The 4,429-nt window shown below is 70.0% G+C and carries 5 protein-coding genes; 4 read left to right on the top strand and 1 reads right to left on the bottom strand.

The features are described from left to right. The coding region (locus C5H89_RS11535) for a hypothetical protein (protein ID WP_162799348.1) at positions 1–260 on the bottom strand (260 nt) is incomplete at its 3' end. A 59-nt stretch (positions 261–319) separates the two neighbouring features. Here C5H89_RS11535 and C5H89_RS11540 point away from each other — a divergent pair. From C5H89_RS11540 to ilvC, 4 genes are all read left to right on the top strand, one after another. Continuing rightward, positions 320–736, top strand: coding sequence for a VOC family protein (locus C5H89_RS11540; protein ID WP_104107509.1), 417 nt, complete (start codon positions 320–322; stop codon positions 734–736). Between the two features lie 248 nt (positions 737–984). After that, entirely contained in the window at positions 985–2,748 is a 1,764-nt protein-coding gene (locus tag C5H89_RS11545; RefSeq protein WP_104107175.1) for an acetolactate synthase large subunit, read from the top strand. Next, the gene (gene ilvN / locus C5H89_RS11550) at positions 2,748–3,287 is read left to right on the top strand and encodes an acetolactate synthase small subunit (protein WP_101523988.1); all 540 of its coding nucleotides are present in this window, start codon (positions 2,748–2,750) and stop codon (positions 3,285–3,287) included. The genes C5H89_RS11545 and ilvN overlap by 1 nt, the downstream gene beginning before the upstream one ends. A 53-nt stretch (positions 3,288–3,340) precedes the next feature. Next, on the top strand, positions 3,341–4,369 hold the full coding sequence (gene ilvC / locus C5H89_RS11555; protein ID WP_104107176.1) for a ketol-acid reductoisomerase: 1,029 nt from the start codon (positions 3,341–3,343) through the stop codon (positions 4,367–4,369). Positions 4,370–4,429: the final 60 nt, after the last annotated feature.

Raw genomic sequence — 4,429 nt, forward strand, 5'->3', positions numbered from 1 at the left:
TCCGCGGAGCCGGCCTCCTGGGCGTCGGCCACCGCACGGGCCAGTGCCTCGCCGTGACGGGCGCTCAGGTAGGCCTGCCACATGAAGTGCCGGACGGCGTTGTGCCGCCGCCAGGCGCCCGGGTGCGCCCGCGAGGCGCTGGAGAAGGCGAGCGCCGAGGCGAGCACGACGTCCAGCGCGGCCGCGTGCCCGGCGCCGGCGGCGCGTGCTGCGCGCCAGAGGCGGGGGAGGGCGGTGGTGGTCAGGCGGAGGGCGCGCATGGCGCGATTGTCTCAGGCGGCGCCTCCCGAGGCCGCCGCAGATGTGGGAGCCTCAGTGGGTGGACCAACGCCTCAGCTTCATCACCCTGGCCGCGGCCGAGCTGGCCGTCAGCCGCCGCTTCTACCTCGACTCCCTGGGCTGGGAGCCCTGCGTCGACGTGCCGGGCGAGGTCCTGATGTTCCAGGTGGCCGACAAGGTGGTGCTCTCCCTGTGGGACGAGGAGGCGTTCGCCGCCGAGGTGGGCGCCCGACCGGCTCGCGGTGCCGTGCCCCCGGTAACCCTGGCGCACAACTGCGCCACCCGGGACGGCGTCGACCGGGTGCTGGAGCAGGCCCGCAACGCCGGGGCGGACCCGGTGGTCGACGCCCAGGAGCGGGAGTGGGGCGGCTACTCCGGCTACTTCGCGGACCCCGACGGATTCCGCTGGGAGATCGCGTTCAATCCCGGCGACGTCGGCCGGCTGGTCCTGCCCTGACGTGGACCCTCGCGTCGCCATCATGTGGGACCGTCGTACCAGCATCTGGGACGCGTGGCACACTGGTGGGCGCCGGGCTAGCCCGGCGGCTACCGTAGGCGCATGCGCACGGACCTTCTTGTACGCACGCGACGCGTGAGCTGAGGACCTCGAGTCCACAGCACCACGCGTCACCCCTCGTCGCCGTCACCGGCCGAGGGGTTTTTTGTTGGGCACATGCAGGACAACAGGGCAGTGAGGAAGAGCAGATGAGCGAGCAGGGCGGTGCGATCACCGGGGCACAGAGCCTGGTGCGTTCCTTGGAGCACGCGGGCGCGGAGCACATCTTCGGCATCCCGGGCGGCGCGATCCTCCCGGCGTACGACCCGCTGATGGACTCCACCCGCATCCGGCACATCCTGGTGCGCCACGAGCAGGGCGCGGGGCATGCCGCCCAGGGCTACGCCAGCGCTACCGGCCGGGTCGGGGTCTGCATGGCGACGTCCGGGCCGGGCGCCACGAACCTGGTCACCCCGCTGGCCGACGCCTACATGGACTCCGTGCCGATGGTCGCCGTCACCGGCCAGGTGGGTGCCTCGCTGATCGGAACCGACGCCTTCCAGGAGGCCGACATCCGGGGCATCACCATGCCCATCACCAAGCACAACTTCCTGGTCACCGACGCCGCCGACATCCCGCGCACCGTCGCCGAGGCCTTCCACATCGCCTCCACGGGGCGTCCCGGCCCGGTCCTGGTGGACGTGGCCAAGTCGGCGCTGCAGGCCATGACCGACTTCTCCTGGCCCGCCGAGCTGACCCTGCCCGGCTACCGCCCCATCACCCGGCCGCACAGCAAGCAGATCCGGGAGGCGGCCAAGATGATCCTGGCCGCCAAGCGCCCCGTGCTGTACGTCGGTGGCGGCGTCATCCGCTCCCGCGCCAGTCGTGAGCTGCTCGCCCTGGCCGAGTTCACCGGGATCCCCGTGGTGACCACCCTGATGGCCCGCGGCGCCTTCCCCGACAGCCACCCCCAGCACCTGGGCATGCCCGGGATGCACGGCACCGTCGCGGCGGTGGCGGGCCTGCAGCGCTCGGACCTGATGATCAGTCTGGGTGCCCGGTTCGACGACCGGGTCACCGGCAACCTGGACTCCTTCGCTCCGCAGGCGCTGGTCATCCACGCCGACATCGACCCGGCCGAGATCGGCAAGAACCGGCATGCCGACGTGCCCATCGTCGGTGACGCCCGCGAGGTCATCATGGACCTGCTGGTGGCGCTGCGGGGCGAGGCCGAGCAGGGCCGGGTCGGCGACTACGAGCAGTGGGTCGACTTCGTCGCCGGGATCAAGAGGCGCTACCCGCTGGGCTACGACAGGCCCGCCGACGGCACGCTGTCCCCGCAGTACGTCATCGAGCGCCTGGGCGCCATCGCCGGTCCTGAGGCGATCTACGCCTCCGGGGTGGGCCAGCACCAGATGTGGGCCGCGCAGTTCGTCAAGTACGAGCAGCCCAACACCTGGATCAACTCCGGGGGCCTGGGCACCATGGGCTTCTCGGTCCCCGCGGCGATGGGCGCCAAGGTCGGCTGCCCGGACACCACGGTCTGGTCCATCGACGGCGACGGCTGCTTCCAGATGACGAACCAGGAGCTGGCCACCTGCGCGATCGAGGGCATCCCGATCAAGGTCGCCATCATCAACAACGAGTCCCTCGGCATGGTGCGGCAGTGGCAGACGCTCTTCTACAACGAGCGCTACTCCAACACCGACCTGCACACCGGGGCCGACCGTCGTATCCCCGACTTCGTCAAGCTCGCCGACGCCTACGGCTGCGTGGGCCTCTCGTGCGACTCCGAGGGTGAGGTGGACGCCACCATCGAGAAGGCAATGGCGATCGACGACCAGCCCGTGGTGGTGGACTTCCGGGTGCACCGCGACGCCATGGTCTGGCCGATGGTCGCCTCCGGAACCAGCAACGACGAGATCAAGTACGCGCGCGACCTGGCGCCCGAGTTCGACGAGGACGACCTCTGATGAGCAAGCACACCCTGTCGGTCCTGGTGGAGAACAAGCCGGGAGTCCTGGCCCGCGTCGCCGGCCTGTTCAGCCGTCGCGGCTTCAACATCGACAGCCTCGCGGTGGGTCCCACCGAGCACGCGGAGGTGTCCCGGATGACCATCGTGGTCGACGTCGAGGGCTTGCCGCTCGAGCAGGTCACCAAGCAGCTCAACAAGCTGGTCGAGGTGATCAAGATCGTCGAGCTCGAGCGGTCCGCCTCGGTGACCCGCGAGCTGCTCCTGGTCAAGGTCAGGGCCGACGTGGAGACCCGCGGACAGGTGCTCGACGCGGTCCAGCTCTTCAAGGCCCGGGTGGTCGACGTGGCCCCCGACGCCGTCACCATCGAGGTCACCGGCAACTCCGACAAGCTGAGCGACTTCCTCAAGGTGCTCGAGCCCTTCGGGGTCCGTGAGCTCGTCCAGTCCGGCCGAGTGGCGATCGGTCGCGGCGCGCGCTCGATCACCGAGCGCACCACCAAGCTGACGCCGGTCCCCGTGCCCGACGCCGTCGGCTGAGCGACCCCCGTCCCCCCAGTTTCCAGATACACACCCCAGAAGGAGAGCCTCAAGTGGCTGAGATGTTCTACGACGACGATGCTGACCTGACCCTGATCCAGGGCAAGAACGTCGCCGTGATCGGTTACGGCAGCCAGGGCCACGCCCACGCGCTGTCGCTGCGCGACTCCGGCGTCGACGTGCGCATCGGTCTCCAGCCGGGCTCCAAGAGCCGGGCCAAGGCCGAGTCCGAGGGTCTCCGCGTGCTGACCCCCGCCGAGGCGACCGAGGAGGCCGACGTGATCGTCATCCTCGCCCCGGACCAGCACCAGCGGAAGCTGTACGCCGAGGAGATCGCCCCCAACCTCACCCCCGGTGACACCCTGGTCTTCGGCCACGGGTTCAACATCCGGTACGGCTACATCACCCCGCCCGAGGGCGTCGACGTGTTCATGGTCGCCCCCAAGGGCCCCGGACACCTGGTCCGTCGCGAGTACGTCGACGGTCGCGGCGTGCCGGTCCTGGTCGCGGTGGAGAAGGACGAGTCGGGCAAGGCCTGGCAGCTCGCGCTGTCCTACGCCAAGGGCATCGGCGGCCTGCGGGCGGGCGGCATCAAGACCACCTTCGCCGAGGAGACCGAGACCGACCTGTTCGGCGAGCAGGCCGTCCTCTGCGGTGGCGCCTCCCAGCTGGTGATGTACGGCTTCGAGACCCTGATCGAGGCCGGCTACCAGCCCGAGGTCGCCTACTTCGAGTGCCTGCACGAGCTCAAGCTGATCGTCGACCTGATGTACGAGGGCGGCATCGCCAAGCAGCGCTGGTCGGTCTCCGACACCGCCGAGTACGGCGACTACGTCTCCGGTCCGCGGGTCATCACCCCGGACGTCAAGGAGAACATGAAGGCGGTGCTGGAGGACATCAAGAACGGTGCCTTCGCCAAGCGCTTCATCGAGGACCAGGACGCGAACGGGCCGGAGTTCGAGGAGCTGCGCACGAAGGGCGAACAGCACCCGATCGAGGCCACCGGCCGCGAGCTGCGCAAGCTGATGGCCTGGGTCAAGAGCCACGACAGCGACTACGTCGAGGGCACTGCCACCCGCTGACGCGGCACCCGCACCAGGCACGACTCGAGCCCCGTCACCCGGCAGCTGCCGGGTGACGGG

Source organism: Nocardioides sp. 616, from assembly GCF_002930065.1.
GTDB lineage: Bacteria > Actinomycetota > Actinomycetes > Propionibacteriales > Nocardioidaceae > Nocardioides > Nocardioides houyundeii.

Coding starts and splice junctions, on each gene's coding strand:
- C5H89_RS11545 (WP_104107175.1), top strand. CDS start 985: ATGAGCGAGCAGGGCGGTGCGATCACCGGGGCACAGAGCCTGGTGCGT.
- ilvN (WP_101523988.1), top strand. CDS start 2,748: ATGAGCAAGCACACCCTGTCGGTCCTGGTGGAGAACAAGCCGGGAGTC.